General features: G+C 33.5%; 19 protein-coding genes. 1 reads left to right on the top strand and 18 read right to left on the bottom strand.

Features of this window, described 5'->3' with window-relative positions; all coding sequences use genetic code 11:
- Nucleotides 1-12 precede the first annotated feature (12 nt).
- The 18 genes from PQF96_RS25650 to PQF96_RS25565 all read right to left on the bottom strand — a co-directional run bounded on the left by PQF96_RS25650 (nucleotide 13) and on the right by PQF96_RS25565 (nucleotide 19,908).
- Nucleotides 13-3,222: a baseplate J/gp47 family protein gene (locus PQF96_RS25650; protein ID WP_271769651.1), complete on the bottom strand. Its 3,210-nt coding sequence runs from the start codon at nucleotides 3,220-3,222 to the stop codon at nucleotides 13-15.
- The gene (locus PQF96_RS25645) at nucleotides 3,219-3,644 is read right to left on the bottom strand and encodes a GPW/gp25 family protein (RefSeq protein WP_109433906.1); all 426 of its coding nucleotides are present in this window, start codon (nucleotides 3,642-3,644) and stop codon (nucleotides 3,219-3,221) included. Before PQF96_RS25645 ends, PQF96_RS25650 begins: the two co-directional genes overlap by 4 nt.
- Nucleotides 3,645-3,713: 69 nt before the next feature.
- Nucleotides 3,714-4,388, bottom strand: a complete 675-nt coding sequence (locus PQF96_RS25640; protein ID WP_271769649.1) for a hypothetical protein — start codon at nucleotides 4,386-4,388, stop codon at nucleotides 3,714-3,716.
- A 54-nt stretch (nucleotides 4,389-4,442) separates the two neighbouring features.
- Complete coding sequence (locus tag PQF96_RS25635) at nucleotides 4,443-5,012, bottom strand: hypothetical protein (protein WP_109433908.1); 570 nt, start codon at nucleotides 5,010-5,012, stop codon at nucleotides 4,443-4,445.
- Between the two features lie 40 nt (nucleotides 5,013-5,052).
- Nucleotides 5,053-5,343 carry a PAAR domain-containing protein gene (locus tag PQF96_RS25630; RefSeq protein WP_109433909.1) on the bottom strand — a complete coding sequence of 97 codons (291 nt, stop codon included), beginning with the start codon at nucleotides 5,341-5,343 and terminating at the stop codon, nucleotides 5,053-5,055.
- A 4-nt stretch (nucleotides 5,344-5,347) separates the two neighbouring features.
- Entirely contained in the window at nucleotides 5,348-7,099 is a 1,752-nt protein-coding gene (vgrG, locus tag PQF96_RS25625) for a type VI secretion system tip protein VgrG (RefSeq protein ID WP_109433910.1), read from the bottom strand.
- A 3-nt stretch (nucleotides 7,100-7,102) separates the two neighbouring features.
- Entirely contained in the window at nucleotides 7,103-7,795 is a 693-nt protein-coding gene (locus PQF96_RS25620; RefSeq protein WP_143915690.1) for a CIS tube protein, read from the bottom strand.
- Entirely contained in the window at nucleotides 7,795-7,983 is a 189-nt protein-coding gene (locus PQF96_RS25615) for a DUF5908 family protein (RefSeq protein WP_271769647.1), read from the bottom strand. The genes PQF96_RS25620 and PQF96_RS25615 overlap by 1 nt, the downstream gene beginning before the upstream one ends.
- Nucleotides 7,983-8,426, bottom strand: coding sequence for a phage tail protein (locus PQF96_RS25610; protein WP_271769645.1), 444 nt, complete (start codon nucleotides 8,424-8,426; stop codon nucleotides 7,983-7,985). Before PQF96_RS25610 ends, PQF96_RS25615 begins: the two co-directional genes overlap by 1 nt.
- Before the next feature lie 2 nt (nucleotides 8,427-8,428).
- Nucleotides 8,429-8,878, bottom strand: coding sequence for a phage tail protein (locus PQF96_RS25605; RefSeq protein WP_271769643.1), 450 nt, complete (start codon nucleotides 8,876-8,878; stop codon nucleotides 8,429-8,431).
- A 46-nt stretch (nucleotides 8,879-8,924) separates the two neighbouring features.
- Entirely contained in the window at nucleotides 8,925-10,892 is a 1,968-nt protein-coding gene (locus tag PQF96_RS25600) for a phage tail sheath family protein (protein ID WP_271769642.1), read from the bottom strand.
- Between the two features lie 33 nt (nucleotides 10,893-10,925).
- On the bottom strand, nucleotides 10,926-12,248 hold the full coding sequence (locus tag PQF96_RS25595) for a hypothetical protein (protein ID WP_271769640.1): 1,323 nt from the start codon (nucleotides 12,246-12,248) through the stop codon (nucleotides 10,926-10,928).
- Nucleotides 12,241-12,876 (bottom strand): DUF4255 domain-containing protein, encoded by a 636-nt coding sequence (locus tag PQF96_RS25590; protein WP_109433917.1) that lies wholly within the window; start codon nucleotides 12,874-12,876, stop codon nucleotides 12,241-12,243. The genes PQF96_RS25595 and PQF96_RS25590 overlap by 8 nt, the downstream gene beginning before the upstream one ends.
- Before the next feature lie 241 nt (nucleotides 12,877-13,117).
- The gene (locus PQF96_RS25585) at nucleotides 13,118-14,029 is read right to left on the bottom strand and encodes a LytR/AlgR family response regulator transcription factor (protein ID WP_109433918.1); all 912 of its coding nucleotides are present in this window, start codon (nucleotides 14,027-14,029) and stop codon (nucleotides 13,118-13,120) included.
- Between the two features lie 621 nt (nucleotides 14,030-14,650).
- Nucleotides 14,651-15,067 (bottom strand): DUF3052 family protein, encoded by a 417-nt coding sequence (locus PQF96_RS25580; protein ID WP_271769637.1) that lies wholly within the window; start codon nucleotides 15,065-15,067, stop codon nucleotides 14,651-14,653.
- An 89-nt stretch (nucleotides 15,068-15,156) separates the two neighbouring features.
- On the bottom strand, nucleotides 15,157-16,716 hold the full coding sequence (locus tag PQF96_RS25575) for a PepSY-associated TM helix domain-containing protein (RefSeq protein ID WP_271769634.1): 1,560 nt from the start codon (nucleotides 16,714-16,716) through the stop codon (nucleotides 15,157-15,159).
- Nucleotides 16,717-16,732: 16 nt separating this feature from the next.
- The gene (locus PQF96_RS25570; protein WP_109433921.1) at nucleotides 16,733-17,461 is read right to left on the bottom strand and encodes a DUF4198 domain-containing protein; all 729 of its coding nucleotides are present in this window, start codon (nucleotides 17,459-17,461) and stop codon (nucleotides 16,733-16,735) included.
- A gap of 14 nt (nucleotides 17,462-17,475) precedes the next feature.
- Nucleotides 17,476-19,908 (bottom strand): TonB-dependent receptor, encoded by a 2,433-nt coding sequence (locus tag PQF96_RS25565; protein ID WP_271769631.1) that lies wholly within the window; start codon nucleotides 19,906-19,908, stop codon nucleotides 17,476-17,478.
- 191 nt (nucleotides 19,909-20,099) lie between these two features.
- Between PQF96_RS25565 and PQF96_RS25560 the strand changes: the two genes are divergently transcribed.
- Nucleotides 20,100-21,110 carry a helix-turn-helix transcriptional regulator gene (locus PQF96_RS25560; protein ID WP_271769628.1) on the top strand — a complete coding sequence of 337 codons (1,011 nt, stop codon included), beginning with the start codon at nucleotides 20,100-20,102 and terminating at the stop codon, nucleotides 21,108-21,110.
- Nucleotides 21,111-21,129 lie beyond the last annotated feature (19 nt).

The raw sequence follows: 21,129 nt of genomic DNA, 5'->3' as shown, positions 1-21,129 counted from the left end.
GATCTTTACTAATTAATTACTACTGTTTTCATCATTGATAATAAAATCTACATCTATGGTCATAAATCCTATGCCTAAAGATGAAGCTCCTGAGCATTGATACTCATCGGGTCTTAATGGTTGTATTCGATGATCTAATGCCGAAACTAAAATGGAACGTGGGCTTGTTGCACATGCCACATTCACATCACTGCCAATTATAAAATTGGAGTTAATCGTCATATCTTGTATTCCTAAAATTATGTCGGGCGATATCTCAAAATTTTCTTCAATAATTAATTCTCCCAATCCCGGTTCTGATCCCCCTAAATGTTTGTGGTACAATTCGAAATCGACCACATAATCAACGTAATTTTTACTCTCTATGAATTGAAGGATAGAAGATTTGTAAATAGCCCCACCAATTTCAATATCTACTCCTTCAACAAATGCCCATGGCGATAAGAATTGCTTTAATTCTTCATTTAGCAGATTGCTATAAAACCCTGGATCAAAACCTGAATTAAAGCCTATTTTGGCATCTACAAGTATACTTTCATATATAGGGAGTTCTATATTAACTTTTACAAAAGGAGAAATATAGAGTTCTACAAAGCTTTTGATTTCATCTAAAGTTAATTGACTTGTATTAGGTTCAAAAGGGTTGATAGTGTCTTTATTTCGAAGGTTTGATACTACAATTAATGTCACAGAACCTGCTTCGGTAGTCGAATTACTATCGGTATGAGCAAGACATTTAACTTTATAAATATTTGGGAAAGCTTCTAAAATCATACGCTCATAATCCCAAAGTTGAATAGATCTATTCTTATGCCTAAGTCTTTCTGCTACACGTGCTGTATATGAAGGAGTTGGTTCATTAGGAAAACCATCGACAGATTTTAAAGGTTGTTCGACTTTTTTTATTTCCTTTACTCGGTTTAATAAGTTTGAAATACTTTCTGCTGGTAAAGGTTCATTAAGATGAGCATCATAATTCTCATCTTCAATTTTCAATGTAGCATTAACTGCATTAGAATATATATTTTTAAGTTTATTAGCTCCTTCGGCAGCTTCAGATATTGTTGCTTTTATCCAGAATAAATTACCTGATAGAAAACTATCGGTATTGGTAGCATTTCTTGGAATAACTAAAGAAACAATTCCAGATTGTTTAAAGCCAGAAGTACCGTCAGTCAAGATTTCTTGTGGAGATAATGGAATCCAAGTTTCTTGAGAAAGATAATTCCAGGAGATATTTTCTGGGGGAAGGATCACAGATCGTTTTGCTGTTCCTTCTTCTATATCAAATAATAGATTAAGTGTTTGAGGAGGGGAAAAATTATCTAATCCTATAATTAAACTTCCTTCTTCTTCAAATATTGGTACTAGTTCTCTATGAAATTGAGCATCCAATTGTCGAAAACCAAATGGTCCAATCTGAAATAGGTTATCATACTCGCTTTGAGCATTGGTAACAATAGTCTTGTTCGCAGTGTAACCAAGAGTAAGTTCTTTTATCGTTGGTGTATAGGGTTGATTAGGTAGAACAGGTTGGGGAGGGTTACCCGGTTCTATAGGGTCGTATGTTGCTAAAGCAATTGCCTGTTCTGTGTATAATTGTGGAAAATCCTTATGTCCAAAAGCTTTAAATGGTTCAACATTCCTTAAATCTAACAACTCAATTTTTATAAACCCTCTTTCTGCTTGAGTAGTATAGGGTTCTAAATCTTCTACAGAGGGAGCGTCTTCATAAGCTATATTTACATTAAATTGAGCTGCTTCTACTTCAATAATTCTGGGAAGATTAGCATCATCCAAATTGAATAAAGGCTCTCTTACCTTAAGCAAATTATCCCATGACTTATTTAATAATAAAGATATATCTGAAATAAAACTATTATTACCAAAATCGTCACTAATACCGTATTGCGAATAATGATTTACAAATTGAGCATCTGGTATATCGTGCCATAATAACTCTATGGTTAATGAAGAAAGTCTCTTCCTAAAAATTTCAGCATTTCCGATGTAAAAACTGCTATTCACCAAAGGTTGAGGACCAAAGGGGAGAAAAGGACTTTCCGGATTTAAAACTCCAATATCACTCTGAAGTATATTGTTTTTTAATCCGCTTACAGCTACATTAATGTCAACAGAATCTACTTTCAGGTCTTTTAAAGCATCGTACCCTGGTGAACCTGGCTTTAAAAATATCTTTAGCAATGGAGATTGTGTAGGATATGATTCTTCATGTATTTCAGAATTGTAAAAAGTGAAAGCAGGTTGATCATTATTTATTTTAATCTCCAACTTTAACTGCCTCTCTAACAAGGAAATATCTGCAACATATGATATTGGTTCTTCCCAACCTTTTTCACCACTGTAGTATATAGTAAAACTATTGTTAAGTGAATTAATATTTGAGAAATCCGAATCAGGTGAAAGATTAATATCTAAGGTAATATCACGCTCGCCTTCTTTTAATAGAAAGGTAAAACTGCTTATAGCAAATCCAATACCCGCATCAGTCATTGTGCGCTTTTCAATAGCAAGCTTATTCTGAGATTCACCAAATGATGGCCAGAACGAAATGCTTTCATCTAAGGGTTCTCCTATTCCATCTTTTGAGTTTGCAAATGGCGCTACTCGTATAACAGTATTGTTTTTTACCTCATCTAAATAAATGGTTTTAATACTTTGAATTTGTGCCCTAGAAATCACAGATTCTTTATCTGACTCATATATCAAAGAGTTTCCATCTATATCTTTCCCTGCATTAAACGCAGTATTCTTTTTCAACAAAAATTCATCAAAACTGTTACTCTTTGCCAAATCTAAAACCAATTGAACTTGATCAGGAATGGCTTTTTTGGGTTGTATTTTTAGAACTTCTTCATAGTAGTAGTCTAAATGTTTTTGAGTAATTGTATTGATTTCATTTTGAACATAAGTATAAAGCTGTGTTAACACAATCAACAAACCAATATGTGGAGGTATATCTTGATTTTCTAGAGTCGTCAGATCTTTAATATCAGAGATTCCCTCTAAGATCGATTGCCAATCTCCTATAATTTGATTATTTAGATCATAATATGTAAGCTCTATAGAAAAACGATACATAAAATCTAGTAGATCTAACTGTGATCGTTCATCAATCAACACATATCCTTCTTTCAAAAATCTGGATTGGCGTTCTAATTGATTAGTCCCGTCTCGTATGGATTTATTATTACAAATCATATTCTTGAAATATCAATAGCTTCTTCTAGATAAAATGGATAGACAAAATTGAATCTTGAATTTGTACTTCTAATAGTATAATCTATATCTATCAAAATGATTCCTGCATTCAAATTTTCGGTATTAATGTCTATTTCGTTTACATCAATTCTTGCTTCGTAAAACAAAATTGCTTTTCTAACCATATCTCTCACCAGGGTAATCAAAGTTGTGGTAACAGGTTCAAACAACATAATATCCAAATTGCACCCAAAACTTGGCCGTAACAAACGTTCACCTGGTCTTGTAGATAATAGTATCTGCAAACTTTGTTCAATATCTTTTACTCCCAGTACTATATCAACTTCTTTCTTATTTTGATCGAAAGAAGGAGGAAAACTCCATCCTTTTCCTAAATATGATTGTTCATTATTTTGATCCATATACCTTATTATTATGAACAATGAAGAAGACATACTTCTTTTTTTGCCCCTTATTACCATGTATACTCCTTAATTTTTATCGTTACCCGCTCTCCTTCTCGTTGTTTTCTGCCTACGAACTTGTACCTTTTTTTCTTCTTTAAAATCTAATTCCGAGAATTGAGAAACTATAGCTAACATCTCCTTGGTATTTTTCGCTTTTTTTAATCCCTTACTTACTTCTTCTTCACTCTTTATAAATTCTTTTAGCTGTTTTTTTACTCGTGCTTCTTCTGCTTGAGTAGCCATTCCTGTTAGTGCTTGAATTGTTTTAGAATCTGAAAACATTTTTTTTCTTGTTTTTAGGAATAGTTTCTCAGAATATCTTTCCAGGTATTGAAGTATTTCCTTCTTGTTTTCGAAAGTATTTTCAATAAAACCTACCAAATCATCTACTTGTCTAAAAGGAATTTCTTTAAGAGTAAGCACATTATTACGAAAATTAATATCTGCATTTCTATAAACTCTTCTTGATTCTTGTTGTGCATCTTTAAGAGTTTGCTCTATAAGTTCCAGATCACCATCAGTTTCAACAATATATTTTCCCGGCGAAGCAGAGAATTGATATTTTTTTACTGAGGAATGTGATTGACGAATTAGTTTTTGGTTGCTATCATATACTTTGATAAAAGTTATTTTTTTATTGCCCTTTTGCACTAACTTTAGAGCAGTATTGCCCGATGATATTTCAACTATTTTTTTCATGATCTTCTAATAAAACTATTAAGGATTATCTCTTCATTTAATACGAATTGTTAATCAGCTATATTCATAGCCGACAAATATGGTGCTTAAAAAATCCGTATTTACATTCTCCATTTGCACACCAAATGCAGCTACTCTCATATTTTCATACTCAAGAGGAAGGTCAACTCTTATATATTCATCTACAATAGTGGTTTCAGAACTATTAGGAATGGTGATCGTTTCTTCAGAAAGTACCATGTGGTTAAACAAAGTTTCCCCATAAAGTGGAAATGCTTCATAATCTTCATTAAGATTATCAGATACATACATCATGAAAAAAGTTACAATAGCATCTCCTGTTCGTCCAGAACTTACTTCAAAAACTGTTCGAATTGTATTCAACTGATTTGAACCTGCTGGTATCAAAATAACATCAAGCGCATCAATTACACCTCTATCTACATCTATATCAAAATCTTCATCGAGAATAATATTGGTTGTCCAACCTTGTGTTTGGATTGAAGGAAATTCATCTTCGGCCAAATTAAACATGGAATCGATAAGGTCTCTAAACTGTCCTGAAGTCGGTCTGTCACCAACTCCAAAATAACCTCTTAGTTGTGATCTTTCTACAATGGGCATAACTTATTTTTTAAATCTTATTCTATTCTATCTTTTATAATCAACCTATTAAAACAGTAAACTCTCCTAAAATAATACTACCACCATGTGCGGTTGAATCTCCTAATCTTGCTGCAGGCATACCACCTATAAGTACCGTGCTTGAACCAAGAATAATCGTATCAGGTGGGCCAGTACATGTTGCCATATCTCCTACCCTTGCTGCCGGCATTCCTCCAATAAGAACTGTTGGTTCTCCAGCTGGTAAAATAGGTCCGCCTACATGAGGAACTGGTCCATTAGATAATGGACAAACATGCATATCATTGATTCTGGCAGCTGGTTGTCCCATATCGTTAATTTATTTGTACTAGTGATCCCTTTAACACTGCTACTGCACTAGTACTTACTTCTGCTCCGGCACTTCCCTCGGCTTTAAAATTTGCGCCTGCTTTTAATTCCAAGTTTATTCCTCCCTCTATCTTTAGGTCCTGACTAGATTTAAGTTCTAGTTTTCCACCACTTTCAATCACGATTCCATCACTATCCATAATAAATTTGTTATTATTCTCATCTTCTAATTTTATAGCTCCTTCATCTTCATCGAGCAGTATTTTTTTTCCTGCCGGGGTCTCAATACTCACACTCTTTTTCTCATCGTCGAATACAAGCTTGATACCTTCTTTTGAAACATATCCTTTTTCGAAATTATCATCTGCTGCTTCGAATGGAGCTGCTTTTGTACTGCTATGAAGCATCCCAAGAACAATAGGGTCACGGGAATCATTATTTAGAAATCCAATGATTACCTCATCTCCAATTTCGGGTAAGAAAAATGTACCGCGATTTTCTCCTGCATCTAGTGTTGCTATTCTCGCCCAAACACCCTCTGCATCATTACTTATAATCGGTAGTTTCACTAAAATTCGATGTTCTCCATCGGGATCATCTTGTAGTTGTGTTACTACGCCTACTTGTAACCCTGTAATGCTTTGATGTAGGTCATAATTTGATGCTGCCGGTGTTTCAATATTCCCAAGTATCCATTTTTCGGGAAGTCCAAACTGTACATCGGTATGCCAGGTTCCTGCTTGTATTTCATGACGAATACCCGATACAAACGCAGGACCATTAAACCGATCCCCTAATCCTTTTAGAGTAATGAGTGTATTTGGTTTTACATTAGGTGATCCCTGAAACTTAACACGTCCTTTTATTTTAGATAATCGAATGTTTAACAATTGAGCATCTGCCCATGTTTGTAATTCATCTTCAGCTAAATGTCCACTATGCCTCAATACAAGTTCCTGGTCATCTCCTGTAGAAGCCAAATCCGTAGATGTGAGGTTACCTCCCTCTTCAATTCCTGGTTCTACTGCATCGACTTCAAGGAGTTCCTGATTGGTATGGTCCCAACTACTGGCTTTCACCTTCGCAAACTGCTGACGTGCATCTATCTCGCCATCAAATTCGAGTATTGTAGCACCATATGTAGCTGTTAATACAGGATCCTGATCAAAGTTTGGTTTTTGGATTGATAAGGTTCCATCATCAACAAGGCAAAGCAATCCATTGATTTCTGATCTTGACAAAATAAATTTCCAATCGGTCATTTCATACTGTACCAATTCTTGATGTGTAACTTCTGAAGATGCGATATCGGTACTAAAATCATATTCTCCTAAAATTTCTTCTATAGCATCAGAATCTTTAACCTCATTAAAATATCTATTTTGAGGAGTCAGTGTCGTTTTAAACACCATATCTCTACAATCTAACTTGAGTGTAGATGATCCATTTTGCCTGATTTTTATACCTTGTTTTACAATAACACCTTTAAAAATTACATCTTCGTTAGCCTGATACCCAACTAATACTTCAATTTCATTTCCTGGAATAAATAATTCATCATTACTACCGGGAAAGTCTTCTTGAGCTGGATCTCCGTCTTTTATCACCATTTTAGCAAACGATATACGATTCACTTCTTTGACCACCATCACTGTTAATACCTGATAGGTTCTCGGAATATCGTTACCATTTATTCGAATAATCGAAGTAACCACACTAGGTGTTCCGTTAACAGGTATAAGACGATCGTTATTCATGAATTATATTTTTACTAATGGTGGAAAAATTATTTTTTGACCTACTTTAAGGTTACGAAAAGAGATGAGTTTATTCACTCTCGCAACTTCAATGTAGTACTTAGGATCTCCATAGATATCTTTACAAAACAGAGGGAGTGTGTCTCCTTCTTTTACACTTCGAATATGGGTAAGATCGGGAGATTGATCATTCTCTTGAGCTATTCGTTCATTGGGTTCTACCAACTCTTTAAACTTAGCATCAACTTCGGCTCTTACCGGTTTACCATCTGGACGAAATAATTTATAATTGATTTTCATCCCGGTAAGAACACACCTAGATAACAAGTCACCCCAAATAATTTCTAGAAATGGTGGTGCATGTTTCTCTCCTACATAATCAAACACTACTTTTTTAAACTGTGCAATTTGAGAGGCTATTCCTTTTTCTCTTTCTTCATCGGTTGTACCAGGTAATGCTCCTGTGCTATCAAAAATGAATTTAAATCCCAGACTTAAAGGTTCGGTTTTATCAAACTTTGGTAAATCACCACTAGTACCTGATGCCTGGTCATCACTATACTTAATCTTATAATCAAGAGCATACGTTTCTGGGTTTATCCTTACCATGAATTCCCCTTCCGAGATTTTCTCAGATTCCTCAAATGTTGCTTCTTTATAAGCTGTAATCTTTAATTTCTGAAGATTTCCATCCATTAGGGTTCCATTTTTTCTTTTAATATTTCAATTACCTGTTCAACACATTCTGCAATGATTTCATCTTTATTCATTGCCGAATCACTACTACTTTGGGTAGTAGTATTTGCACCTTGTTCGGGACTACCCTGTTCTTCATTGGCGCTCACAGTTACCTTTACATACAATTCTTTTATCTGAAGTGGCATTACTGTTCTATTGTAAAATATTGATATTCTAATTCGAGTGTTTCGATGACTAATCCTCCTTTTTCGGCATTAAAATCTGATACCGACCACTTTTTTGGCCATGCCTGTACAATGTTCCAGGTCATTAAAGGTTCATGCTCTTCATTAAGCAGGTATACCAACACATCTTTTGGATAAATTAATAGTGTCTTAAACGCATCTGTACACCACTCTATCAACTTAGAATTTTTGGTCAATCCTCTCTTTAGAGTAAGGTTGGTGTATTTGGTACGTATAGGTAGTACATGCTCAAAACGATGCTCTCCTCCTTCTTTCACCGATTGTGTTTGCATATCTACAGTAAGGCCATTGACTGCCTGAAATCTGACATCAATATCTTCTTTATCCAGATCCTGGAATTCTACTTTAAAATGAAATCCGACAGGCGGATAAAAAGTATCCATGGCTACAAGAATTCAGTTGTTAAACCTTCATGAGCCAATTCCATAGTTTCAATAGCTACTTCATTACCATCTCCTTTAAGGTCTGTAGATTGTATTTTTACCGGCCATGCGTTATCTAATTGCCATGTTACGACAGGTTGGTGTTCTTCATTGAGTAATTTGATGGTTACTGTTCGTCTCTCCACCTTATTCATTACAATGGTTTTATACCAATCTCCAAAAGACCCCAATCCTTTAAACATTCCTCTTTTTAGGGTCACATTACTATATTTTACCATGCCTGGCATTTTTACTTTGCTATACTGTGGATTAAAGCCATCTCGATACTCGATCATTTCGATTTCTTTATCTAAACCTGAAACTTCTGTAAACCTTAAATCAGGTTCGTCTGTATTTCCTCCTGCACCCCATTCTACCTGGAAGTGAAACTTTGGTAATGGATAATCTGCCATGATATATTTATTTTAGTTTTAAAAAAATTTGAAAAGATTAACTTAATTACGCTTCTTGCATTTTATGAGAGAATTTCAAGATGATAAACTCTGCAGGGCGCACTACTGCCATTCCTATTTCTACAATCATTCTACCTTCAAGAATGTCTAATGCTGTCATGGTTTCTCCCAACCCAATTTTCACAAAAAAGGCTTGATCAGGGTTAGCTCCTGCTAATGCTCCTGCACGCCATTGAAGTGTTAAGAAATTTGAGATCATTGACTTGATCTTGGTCCATGTATTTGCATCATTTGGTTCAAAAACAAAAGGTTCTGTTGCTTTTTTGATGGATTCTTCGGCAAAAATGAAAAACCTGCGTACTGGTACATATCTCCATTCATTATCATTACCTGCCAGGGTTCGTGATCCCCATACCAAAATTCCTTTGCCAGTAAACGTGCGAATCGCATTAATAGATTTTCCTGATACAGTATTGACATTAAGCTCATCTTGTTCTGGTTGATCTATCGCATAACTAAGCCCAATAGTACCGTTAACACTTACATTTGCGGGAGCTTTAAAAACTCCACGATCACTGTCTGTTTTTGCATAAATCCCTACCATAGCACCACTTGGCGGTAATATTGTGGTAGAATTACGAAGCTCTGTAATAAGAGAACGATATACGACATGTGTATTAAAAAGAGCCTCTTCGCCTTCACTTTCATAATTTCTGGAAGCAGTGGTTAGTGAAGCAAAAGCCGTATAGATTTGTTCAAACAAATCAAGTAATGTAGATAGTGAATTCAACCTTCTTTCGGGATCGCTAACACCAGTAAATGGCATAGTATTGGGTGCCGGACCTGGTGGGTTTGCTACATTAAAAGTATCTCCCCATTCGGTAGCATTAAAAGTAAATTCGGTATCAAACCTATTGTAAGCAGCTGTAAGTTCTGAGTTTGCTCCTTTATCAAATGCTACTAAACTTAAAACAGAAGTACCTAAACTATCGTTTATTAAATTGATTGTATCTGCAATTAAATCTGCATTACTTAGTTCTGTATTATTTGTTGCTGGAACCCACCCATCGATAGTTACCACTATACTATATATATAATCTATTACTGCTCTAAAATTGGTAGTAGCGGTACCTTCATTATTTGTATTACGAAAGGTATCTACCAATGAAAGAAATTCTTCTCTAACTCCATTTGCTCCTAATGAGGATACTTCGCCTGTTATTCGATCATTATCATCTATAGCACTATTGAGATTCGTTAAAATCGTTTGTGCATCTATACTATCTGTTAGCGTAGCCAAATCTACAAGTATACCGCCTCGAAATACACGATCTCTAATATCTCTATAATTTAGGGTGATCCCTAAGTTGCTTATAAGATGAGGAGTATAGGCAGCGGCATATTTAAGGTCATTAATTCCTATATTGTCTCTAAACTCCTGAACGCCGGTTTCCCAATCAAAAGCAATATCATCATCCCTGTTTTCTATCAAATCAAGAACAGTAAAACGGTCTTGCATTTTGGCGCAATGTGCTATTGCATCTCTTTGAACATTATATAAATTAGTTCCTAATCCTATGGCATCTGGAAATAAAATTAAAGTGGGTTCATCATATTTTTCGAGTGTCGTTAGTGCATCCGTATAAGCTCCTTGTTCATTAGGATCTTCGTACGAACCAATGGAAACGATATAACAGTTACCTCCACCATTAGCGTAGAACATACGTATGCTATCGTATAAATAATTTGCTCTAGACATGTCACTGCCAGTTAACACATTATTTTCATCAATGTTTACAGCAGTTACTTGCATAGAAGGGCCAAATCCAAAAAGTTCTTCATATTCGAGTAAAGAACGAACCTTGGTAGGAACTCCATCCAAATCCCCTGGAACTAATTTTTGCGCCTTTTGGGTATAACCAATAAATGCCGGAATTGCAGTTGCTACCTCAGCAACAGATGGTGGAAATTTTGAAATTTCTTCAACATATACACCTGGTGTTTTGTATTGCATAATACTTTTTTTTTAATTAAACATGCTCGTTTCCTATTCAGGAGGGCCTAAACCACCTCCCATATTGAGTTCTGAATATATTCTTCCATTTTCTGGATAAATCATTTGTATATCGGGATTAGGAAATAATTGCGAATCTCCATTGCCTAAAATGACCGGTATTTCTCGTCCTATTTGGGTTAACGCTAATGGACTCGTAGAAATTAAAATCCTGTTATTAGGTGAATTTACATTGGGGTCCAGGTTTTCAAGTACACTTGATGTTAGATCGGGAGCTGTTTCGTAGTAGTATCTCCACCAGGTAGCCCGGTTTTTCCATCTAATAGTATATTCAGGGGAAAGCAAATGGTTTTGATTATTCTGATCCAACCATCTATATGCTCCCAAACTACCATCTGGCTCATGAAAACATTCTATAATTGCAAAAGGACGCTGTCGATATATATTATCATCCATGAAAAAAGTCAACGACAGCTCTGGCAAAGGGTTTCCAATTATATCTTGCACTTCTAAATGATAGCGCCCCGAATTTAACTCTCTCAAATTCAACTCACATTCTATCAATGGCGTTCCTGTATCGGGTGTGCGACAATTTATTCTTTTTACTAAATTTCCGTTGTGATCGTTGATAAAAAAGGCTAGTATCTCTTCTGCTACATTTTCTACATTAATTTTAAATATAGATGGCTTGGATACTATTCTATCTGTATTGGTTACAAATTGAAATAGTGGATTAATATCTTCAAATATTTCTCTCCAATTATCAGCATTGAAAGCCCCGGGTCCATTATTCTCAATCGCTTCTAACATAATCGGATTTGGAAGAGCATCAGCATCAATAAATATCTCGCTGGCTTCATAAGCGTAGGAATCATTAAAATCTGAAACGGGGCTGCTTAGATATAGAGTTTCATTATTCACTACATTATTTACTCTATTTGAAAAATAATATATGAATTGATCTTTGTTTTCCAGATCACTTTCTAATCGAACATTTGTAAAGTTATAGAAATAAGGGTTTTGTATATAAACAGCAAACTGTAAACTAAACGGTTCATCCAATGGAATAAAGGGAGTAAACAAATCACTTCCTAATGGACTGACTTGACCTGAAACAAAAAAACCTCGACTATTTCTTTTAAAAATTAAACGGTTATCCTTTAATAGTTTTTTAGTCGTATCGATGGGTTCTATATAGAGGTCACGCTCAATATTATATGTATTCACCTGATTTTCGAGTACATCTTCCATTAGATTCTCTGGTGTATTTTGATATAATCCAGCTTCTTCTGTCAAATAATAATCTATAAGCAGTTGAACTGAAAAAAGAGGACGATATTGAAAGAGGCTACTCATGGATATGGTTTATTTTGGTTTGAACATCTTGAATTAGGCCTCCTCGTGCAGTAATCTTTTCTCTTTTGAGTGGTAATACACGAGCTTTGTACATTACAAAAGGCATTTGTTTTCCACCAAGTGATCCCCATAAGTGATTTACTTGCTCAAAAGTTAGAGGATAGAGGTCAACAGCAATTCGTATATCCTGAAGCGATGGGTTCTGAATAATATCCATAGCAGGAGAATTTTGTGCTGTAAAAATATTTTGACTTTGAAAAAATTCAATTACCGTAGACAATAAAGTAATCCCATTATTATATGGAATTTGACTACTGCTTCCTGCTCCTTGTGGACTAGTAAAATTCGATGTAAACAATAAAAAAAGATTAACAAAAATAGGAGGGTTTTCTACTTCTGGCTGAAAAGATGCGCTACGATATGGAGATGAGTTTTTCATCGTAGTCTCTTCTATAAGATTTACCAAACTCAAAACAATTTTATCCTGCATATAGGATTCACTTCCTCCTAAAGCATTAGATAGTCCTATATTTCCGAGTACTACCGGAGGTTCTTCTATATCTTCATTTACTTGAAGTATATAGGAGGTTAATTGATTAACTAATAATTGTAAAATTGTTCGAATCATAATATAGCTATGAACTGCATGTATTATTGTAAAACTCTTTCTGGGGTGGGTATAGAATTATTTTACACTTTACTTTACATAGTAATTATCAATAGAATAACATCTGTTTTCTATTCTATGAAATGCATTTATAGCATATGTAATACGTTGGTTAAAATAATTCTACCTCTAAATTGAATGATTTCTATCAGTTTTACAACACTGATCTGACTATCGGTTTAGAATTAGGAAGCAACGTTTACTACCGAGGAATAATAGGAAACTTCAAATCTCTTTTAATACTCTGTAAAAACAATTCTTTTCTTCTTCGAGCAAGAGGTATATGGTGCCCACTATTCATAATAATAGAACCTTCTTTATAGTATTTCCTAATTTTTGATAGATTGATGAGAAAAGATTTATGTGTAGAGAAAAAACCAAAAGGGTGAAGTAATTTTACAAACTCTCCAATATTATAAGAACTAATCAAATTCGATTCGTTATTTGTAATAAGTTTGGTGCACTTCTGCATACCTTGACAACAAATAATATTCTCAATAGGCAAAAATTCATAACCTTCTAATGTTGGAATCCCAATGATATCTTTTTGAGATCCTATTCTAAAAGTATTCTCTAATAACTCTTTGCTTTTTTTTATCCTATCCTTTTGCTGTATGATCTTTTGTTGTACATCCTTTACAACATTCAATAATTGAATTTCTTGAATGGGTTTACGTAAATAACCAAAAACATTTTGTTGTAAAGTTGCTACATTTAAATATTCTTTTTCGGTAATATAAATGACTTCAAAGTTTGTATTACCTGTTTTTTTCAATGCACTAAATTCGTTTTTCTGTTCGGTGCCTATGCCAAAAAATACCAAATCCAAAGATTTCGTATCAATCCATGTCTTTGCTTGGTCTACACTATTGAGTTTTCCCGTTATAGTAACATATGGACAGTGATAGTTGAGCATGTTCTCTAGAATATTACATGCATTTATATCGGAATCAATGAGGAGAGAGGTGATTTTCTGTGAATCTTTATAGTGAATATGTTTTTTATCCCAAGCCTTTTCATTATAACCAGTCAAAGGGGGAATCATTGTTTCCATATCTGATACAGGAGTAGAAATTCTACTCATCTCATCTTTATAAATGTATTTTGTTGCCATAATTTTTAGTTAAATTATGTTCTCTCATTTATGATAAATATTCTTAAGTAATAGTCTCTGTTTATTAAACTATGAATTGTATCAGAACCTTCTTTTACTAATAACCGATATTATCAAAATTATTTTCCTTGCTAAGAAATTACATTTATATCCTAAATAGCCTGATATATCATATAATTCCTAAGCTTCAAAAAGAAACAGTCTAATTGGGGTAAGTTTTATTATTCAATTCAATTTTTAGATGAAAACAGTATAGAAATTGCTTTCATTAAGCTTATCTAAATATACAAAATTAAATAACTGAAAGACAAGGGTAAAACACCCTAAAGCTTAAGGAAAATACCTTAAAATTATTTTGATTTTTCAATACAATTACCTGAAAATCTATGCTATATAAAAACTTCATTAACAATAATATTAACCATAAGGATTAATATTATTTTGTATTATATAGTCTATAATATTGCTTTGGGATGGTTTTCAATATGAACCGTTACAAGCCATATCAAATCACAGATTTGTTTTTTGTTAAAAAACAAAGCATTCTATTTTATCTAAAGATAAACTCTTATCTCAATATTAATATTGTGAAAACGATTCAGGATATCATTCTCAAACGAGTTAAACTATCCTTCTATTTTCTTTTCTGATAACGATTTTCAGACCTGACCAAACAGCACTTACACTACATACCTTTATATCGACAAGTCCCAAAGGGAATGCTATTTCTCTAATGGTGTCTTCTGTAATATTTGTCTCTACTTTTGAAGTTTTTTTAGGCCAGGATACCCAAATCATTCCATTTTGTTGTATTTGCGAAATACCATTTACAAGGTACTCTCTAAGTTTTTCTTTATCCTTAGCAAAAATGTGCATCATATCTGCCAAATCTTCTCCTGATACTTTTGTTGGTTGAAATGGTATTTCGAGCCATTGATAATACGCTTCTGGTTCATTATAAAAAAGAACTTTATAATCTTCTTTGATTCCTAATTTTTGGTATAACGGTTTTCCTGAATATCCTGTTCTGGTTTTCATCCCAAAAAGATAATCATTTCTATCAAAATTGTCACTATTGGTTACGCGAACGATAGGCTCAGAACTATTATCTTGATATTATCGATGCATTAATTTTTAATCTTTTTCCATTTGTTAAGGGACAAAATCAACAGTATACTAACCGCAACCATCCATCCTAAAAGAATAATCTCTGACGTATTTGAAGCTTCATGTAAAATCGCTTCAACAACGTGATACGTATTAAATAACCCAAGCAGTATTGCCCATACAAAAGAAGTTATTTTAAACCATTTTTTAGTGAGTTCAAGACTAGCGAGTGATAATATCAAGATAATAATTTCAAATAATATTCTGTAATAGTGTGCCCATCCCGGGGTTTCTCCATTAGCCCCTTCTATAGCTAGTTCTTTACCAAAATAAATACCTGCTAATCCATAAATATGATGCAGTATGAAACCTACTGCAAGAAATAACCATAATAGTGCTATTTTATTCTTCATTTCTTCATGTTTTTGTTCTATTATCTCTTCATTTTGAATTGTTTCGGTTACAATTCTTTTTTTCTTTTTTCTTTTTTTTCTTCGATTCATATAAAGCATAACTCCAGTCACAGGTAATGATGCTCCTATAAGTCCAGCCAGAAATACTAATATTTTGCCCCCTAATCCTAATAAACTTCCTGTGTGTATATCATAATATAAACTGTTCAATTTCTGGCCTGCATTTTTTTCTTCATCGAACTTGATAGAAATAATCGATCCAGAACTGGGATCTGCATAATAATTATCGCTATTCCCAAAACGATCATCTCCGGGAGAGCTCATCACACGAACAGGTTCGGTGTTTGTATTAGGTAAAAAATAAATAAAGAGATCTTTATCTTCTCTCTGCGGTAGAACATACTCTTTTAATGCATCTAGCGATGTTGTTCTAAAATTAGTGCTATCGATTGCAATAGGTTTTTCTTCTTTTTTCTTCTCAAAAGTAACTGCTGTATACAAAGCATTATCAACCCAGGTAAATGTCCATGCAATACCCGTTATTGCAAGTACTATTAAAATGGAAGCAGCATAAAATCCCAAAACCTTATGTAGATCATAAGTAAATTTCTTTTTTGGAGCATTAATTTTTATCCCGAATTGTGATTTTCTCCCTTTCTTATTTTTAAAAACTCTGTTATTCTTAGGAAACCAAAGAATCAAACCACTAATTAGCGATATAATAAACACGATAACAGACCAACCTATGATTTGAGTGCCAATCTCTCCTAACAACAAATTCATATGAATATAAAGAATAATGGTAAAGAAGTCTCTTGCCAGAAATACTTCATTTAATATTTCTCCGGTATATGGATTAATGAAAGAATAATAATATGCTTTATTCTCTATAGTGAGTAGCATTGTTGATCGAGATGGTTCCTTAAAATCATAAATTCGCAATACCTGATGCTCGGATTGTTCTTGATAAGCATGTACAAGATCAGATAATGCTAATCTACCTTTTGCACTTTCCTCAACTTGATAGTATGGGTATACTAATAATTTAATTTCTTTTTGAAATGCATAAATAGATCCGGTAAGACAAACAATAAATACGACTAGGCCTGTAGTAAGGCCTAGCCATAAATGGATAAATCGAATCGTTTTTTTAAACGTGTTTTTCACAATGTAATAGGTAATTTTAAAAAGATTCATTGACAGTTAAGACTGCACAATGCCATGTAAATTGATATTTCAAACCATTATAACTTCCTGGTACTTTGTCCTCATGAGTTGCTTCGATTACATACCTGGTTTTAAATGGGAGGTTAAAAACTATCATTCCGTTTTTATCGGTATTTATCTTCTTTGACCAATTATCTTTCATAAATACAGTAACTTCTGCTTCTGCTAGAGGTTGCTCTTTAAAGAGCACTTGGATTTTTACCTTTTCTTTTTCTGAAGAAAGATCAATTATTGTAATGCTTTCTGGATTAACAGCAGCCGTTTTATGTTCGATATTATTGCCTATCTCTACCTTAGTAATCGAATGGTATTGAGGTCTAAAGATTCCATAATCATACTTAGTATAATCCAGAACTTTATATTTCTTATTATCAAGGATTATAGAATATGTACCCTCTAATTTTGGTATAAACTTACCTGTATAATAAGATTCGGTTGCAGTGGTCTTCAGTTCTGTTTTATTGCCTTTTTGATCAATAACCCAAACTATAAAATGTTTAGCATCTTGAAAAACTTCGCCATTGGTTTTTTCTACGACATTACTTCCAAATTCTCCAAAATAGATTCGTACTTCATGTTCTTTGTTAATAGTCCCTTTAGTATTTGTTTCTATCCAAAAGAAATGTGCAAAAGATTTTGTGCTGATCAATAACAATAGCAATGCTATTTTAAGTGTTCTTTTCATTTTTATTATCTTATCTAAAATCTATAAGAGACACTAGCTAATAAGCTTCTTGGTTGTTGCGCATTTAGGGTAGACCAACCTCTAAAATATTCCTTATCAAATGCATTATTAAGTTTTAGTGCCACTCGATAATCTTTGTTCTGATAGAATAATGAAGTATTCACTATGGTATAACTTGGAATAATAAACGTATCGGTTATCGAACTATCTAATGTTTTTCTATCACTTGCATAATTGAATCCTGCACCTAATCCAAAACCTTTTAAGGCAGATGATTCCTGGAATGTATAACTCGCCCATAGGTTAGCTAAATCCTCAGGACCTGCATTATCGGGTCTTCTTCCTACTTCATCAAATGGTCCTGGATTATTTGTAGATGTTAAAATTTCACTATCGTTATGACTGTATCCGGCAATAATATTAAGCCCAGGAACAGGATTCGCTACAATCTCTAATTCGAACCCTTTACTTTCTACTTCTCCTCCCTGAACGAATTCAAAACCTATAGGAGTTCCTGTATTGTCCAAAATAACATTTTGGAATACTCTATCTTTAACTTTTATATTATAATAACTTGCCGTTGCAGAAAGTTTCTTATCAAATAGGTCTGTTTTCACACCAAATTCATATTGATTTCCTTGCTCTGGATCAAAAGTTATTAATTCTCCAGTAGCAGAAGTATTAGGAGCTACATTTCTAAAACTGTTTTGATAGTTTCCAAAAATTGACACCTGATCTTTAATCGGCTGGTAGACCAATCCAAACTTTGGAGATACTGCAGTTTGATCATAATCATCATCTTCATTAAATTGATCACCTTCATTATCAAAAATATCTACTCGTAAACTTGCCATAACCGAAAGTTTTTGAGTACTTTCTTCTGGTAATATATCTAATTGATCTGAAGCATAAAATCCATATACATGTTCTTTGGTTTTTATGTTATTAATAGGATTATTTACTAATGCTCCATCTACAGAAGAACGATTTAATGGTAGATTAGTAGGCCCAGCTGTTCCATCAGAACGAAAACTCCCAATAGTAACAAAATTCGTATCACTATTATTCGTTATAGTACGATTAAAGTAATCAACCCCAATCAACACTTTATTTCGTAAACCTCCTAGGGTGAAATCACCTCTGAAATTTTGCTGAATATTAGTTGTTTCTGTAGTCGAATTTTCTTGCTTAATGAATTGTGCAAAGTTAAACTGACCATCGACATCAAATAAGAAAGAGTAATACCCTGTTGATTTTGTTACTCCGCGAGAAACCGCTGTCTGAGAATTCCAATGCTCAGAAATTTTATAATTCATTTGAGCTTGTAAATTGAAGGTTGGATTTTTTAATGTAAGATCATTACTAGTAAAAGATCTATCTCTATTAATACCAACATCATCTGCATTGAGAACCGCTGATGGAGTAGCTCTGTTTAGAAAAATAAACGGTTGATTTGTTTGTTCTCCATTTTTATATTCTGCCACTATCAAAAATGACAATCTATCATTGGCTCGATATGATAATGTAGGTGCCACAAAAAAAGATCTTTTAAAACCAGCATCTTGCCAACTTCCTCTGTACTCGTAAGCACTAGTTAGTCGAAATAAGTATTTCCCTTCTTCATCAAGATTGGTATTAATATCTGCCGTTATTCTATTTAATCCATAGGTTCCGGTTGTATACGATACTTCACCTCCAAAACCTTGATATGGCTTTTTGGTCGAAATATTGATTAACCCTCCATAGTTAGTTAAAGGTCCTCCATATAAGGTTCCCGAAGGTCCTTTTATTACTTCTATCTTGTCTATGTTGATTGGATCTGGACTACCATTTGTAAGTGCCGGTAAGCCATTAGAAAAATTGGGTTGAGCCTCAAAACCTCTAAGAACGAAGTATCCTGCCCCATCATTAGCTCTACCTGTAGATTCCCATAATCTATCTAATCCAGCAACATTATTTAATGCATCATCAAAAGTTGTCACTACCTGATCTTTTATTAATTCTGCACTCACTGTATTATACACCTGAGTATTTTCAAGATTTCCTAAAGGAAGTTTTGACACTGCTATACTCTCTTTTCTGGAAAATTTATTTACTCTATCGCCATTAACCATTACTTCATCTAATGACTGAACAGATTTATTTAAAACAATATCACCCATAGTACTAGTCTGACCTTCGGTAGCTGTAACCGAAATTTGTTTTGAAGTATATCCAATAAAACTTATTGTAAGTGTGTATGTTCCTACAGGTACATTAGAAATTTCGAATGTACCATCTGCCATTGTTTTGGCCCCTAGATTTGTATTCTTTAAAGCTACATTTACATTTTCCAGTATATTGCCTGTATTCGAAATCACTTTCCCATTGATGATTCCGGATTGTGCTAAAATAAAGTTAGAAGCACACAAAAAAGCTATTGCAAATAGCCAGTTTACTTTTTTCATTTTGATTGTAATTTTTGTTGATATAAAAGTGAAGACAAGAACAAAATCTACGCTTAAAAAAAGATTTGTTTCCTTTTTTGAAATAAGGATTTGTTTTATCCGTTCTCATTTCACTATCTTTGTTATTTATATTTAATCTAAATAAATTTAATGCAAAATTAGTGTCTAGGGAAAGAGAAAAATGACGCATTATGGATAAAAAAAGACGCGATAAAGAGCGTTCAAAAATATTACATTTAGAGAAACAAAAAAGATGCACATTACGAACTGTAACCGAGCTTATTAAATCACAAGAACATTGTGGTGTACGTTCTAGAAAATTTAAATTTTCTCCAGAATTTGGAGATGGATATTTTGAATATAATCACTTTGATGGGTTGTTTATAGGAATTTTTGATGTGTCCTTAAAAAAGGATGTTAAAACTTATGCTAGAAGTAGTATCAACGCTTTAGAACTATCGTATCTTATTGACGGTGAACAAATTATCAGAATTGATGGGAAAAATCATGACTTTATATATGAAAGTCAGGAAAGTTATCTTGTTTATATCACTCAAGTGTCTGGATCAATACAATATCACAAAAATAAATATTTTAAAGAAGTCAAAATACGTATGTACCCTGATTTTATCCAAAAGCATAAACTTAATTCGACATACGGAATCAGTAAAAAATATGCGTTAGATAAAATAGATCAAAACTCTATTCAGCCTTTATGTTCTAAAACGCAAGAAATACTTACTGAACTGTTAACCGATACCAGACAAGGATTATTAAAGCGTCTATTTCTAGAATCAAAAGTATTAGAGCTCCTAGCACTACATCTTGATATGGATAAGGGTACCAAAACTGAAGTATCCAACACAGATCATCTGATAAAAAAACTATATGAAGTTCAATTTATTATCAGTTCTGACCTCACCATTCAATACTCAGTACATGAATTAGCACGTAAAGTTGGACTTAATGACTTTATGCTGAAGAAAGAGTTTAAACGTGTTTTTGCCACTACTATCTTTGAGTATGCATTACAACTAAGAATGACCAAAGCAAAAAAGTTATTAAACCATAGTAAAAAACCTATCTATGAAATTTCAGAATTGGTAGGTTATAAAAACTCTACGCACTTTACAGCAGCATTTAAAAAGATTGAAGGTATTACTCCAAAAAAATACAGACAAAAAGGTCTACAAACTACATGACAACACCTTCCTTTTCAAG

Source organism: Aquimarina algiphila, from assembly GCF_947494415.1.
GTDB classification, from domain to species: Bacteria; Bacteroidota; Bacteroidia; order Flavobacteriales; family Flavobacteriaceae; genus Aquimarina; species Aquimarina algiphila.
This window is presented reverse-complemented; position numbering and strand designations above follow the sequence as displayed.